This window comes from Paenibacillus sp. 1-18 (genome assembly GCF_000520755.1).
GTDB classification, from domain to species: Bacteria; Bacillota; Bacilli; order Paenibacillales; family Paenibacillaceae; genus Paenibacillus; species Paenibacillus brasilensis.
This window is the reverse complement of record NZ_ASSB01000111.1, coordinates 1-1,986: the sequence shown is the minus strand read 5'-3', so window position 1 is coordinate 1,986 and position 1,986 is coordinate 1. Positions and strand designations below refer to the sequence as shown.

Below are 1,986 nucleotides of genomic sequence, written 5' to 3'. Positions count from 1 at the left end.
TTTCTCGTTGGGTTCTTTTGCGGATTCCGACGATAAGATATTGTCGGTAGTGGCAGCTTTATCGATAGCTTGATAAGTTGCCGTCTGACCCTCTGCGTGGGCAGTTCCATAAGCCAGTGTACCCGCCAATATAGCTATTAAAGTAAGTGTAACTCCTTTTCGAATGGTGAATGATTTCATAACGCATCGCTCCTATTATTTTAGTATGTTGTTCTGCTTTACCCCCTCACCTTACCTCCGATATTGTTAAATCGAACAGTGATAAAACCGCCAAGCTTTTGATGACACCGTACTTGGCACCTGTCACATATACCGCATGACAAACTGTCAACTGTCTTATATGACGTGCTTGATAAGATAGAGGATGGCTAGTACAAAAGGTGTTAGGACAACAACCTTTACCGATAGGCAAAAAACATACCCAGAATGAGTTGTTGTTCTAACTATGTTATTGATAGAGCTCATACAACTTAGTTAGCAATGGATAAACTAAACTACCACGACAATTAAACAAGAAGACTTCACTGGAAATTCCAGCAATTCATTTAGCAGCAATCTCCAAATTCATTGCTTCTTGTCATCAATCTAATTTTCTGAAATATCATTGATGTTGTACTTTTTGATTTTCCCCGGAGGTGCCGAAATTCTCCAACCCGGCCATACAATTTTTTGATAGCATTCGTAACGCTTTTGTTTCCACTTATTATTTTCTTTTTTACGATTCAACTCCCCCTGCTTCAGTGTACTTTCTTTTTTGATTGCAGTCGGAGGAGTCCTGCTTGAGGAAGAGCCGGCGGCCGTAACGCTCGATCACAGGCATACTTGCCTTGTAGCCAATCACGTACGTGATGGTGACCCTATAATCGGTCCCGTCAGGGCCATCGCAAAAGCCGACAGCCCATGAAGCACACCTTTAGAGGCTAAGAAACCGGTATAGGTCAAGGTGCTGTTGCCCGGCGGAATGGGGAGCGCGATGAAGTCCAGCGGCAAGCCGATGAGCAAGACCAGGTATCCATATTCGTGAAACAATTGTTCAACTAACCCGATCAGGTCCATGAGCATTCTCCCTCTTGTGCTGCAAAGTCCCGTCAGCCGAGACAAGCTTGTTTTGCGGCAAAATCAAATAAAAAAGTGCAAGAACCGCCAGTAAAGCAACGCTGATGCTAATGGCAGCGGCATTCGTATACTGGCTGGCTATCCATCCCCCGATGACCGGGCCAATCATAATACCGAGCCCTTCAATCCCGGAGAGTACTCCCCACCCGGTCCCCTTCTGATCCTCCGGAACAAGGTACGACAGCACCGCATTCCAGGCCGGAAGCACGGCTGAGTAAGACAATCCCAGCATAAAGGCAAACAGCATCGTTAATGCAGGCGGCGGCATGGATACGATTAACAGAGCCAATACGACCGTAAGCGATACGAAACCGGCGAACAGCATTTGCTTGTGCCCCCATCGATCGGCCAGCTTCCCCATCGGGACAAGAAACAGCATCGCGCCGGCCCCGCCTAATATGAGCATTAGCGAATATTGCGGCTGGCTCAGACCGAGATTGTCAGCGGCAAAACCGGGCAGTATCGGCAGCAGCAGTCCTGCGGCGGTCATCTGCAGGACCATGCCTGGCAGCAGCCATTTCAGCTGAACGAGTCTTCTTCGCAGTCCTGTCGCTTGTTCGGCAAAGCTGACGTTCTGGAGATGCAAGGGGGTTGTTCTGTTAATCCCGAACGATGCGATGCAGCCGACGGCGAGCAGCGCAACCATCAGCCGGAAGGCAGGTTCGAAGCCATAATCGAAGGTGAGATTGATTGTGACCGGCCCCAGACCGATGCAGGCCAGCCACACGGTGTATATCGCCCCAATCTGGGCCGCCCGCTCCGTCAGCCGGATTTTCTCCAGACAAATGAGCCATATAGGCGACGCCCCCATCCCAAGCATCACGGAACCGGCAACGAGCCCCCAGGCATACGGACTAAAGAACACGGCAG

The 1,986-nt window shown here is 49.6% G+C and carries 2 protein-coding genes and 1 pseudogene; all 3 read right to left on the bottom strand.

Annotated features, from left to right (window positions below; genetic code table 11):
- Positions 1 to 180: pseudogene (locus tag L693_RS31160) on the bottom strand (serine hydrolase domain-containing protein); the annotation flags it as partial.
- Between the two features lie 657 nt (positions 181 to 837).
- Positions 838 to 1,056 (bottom strand): hypothetical protein, encoded by a 219-nt coding sequence (locus L693_RS0107375; RefSeq protein ID WP_025716716.1) that lies wholly within the window; start codon positions 1,054 to 1,056, stop codon positions 838 to 840.
- Positions 1,034 to 1,986 (bottom strand): MFS transporter (locus tag L693_RS0107370; RefSeq protein ID WP_025716715.1); only part of this gene is annotated, 953 nt, incomplete at its 5' end. The genes L693_RS0107370 and L693_RS0107375, both read right to left, overlap by 23 nt.

Bases quoted from the DNA above. Each gene is read 5' to 3' on its own strand.
- L693_RS0107375 (WP_025716716.1), bottom strand. From the start codon at position 1,056: ATGGACCTGATCGGGTTAGTTGAACAATTGTTTCACGAATATGGATAC.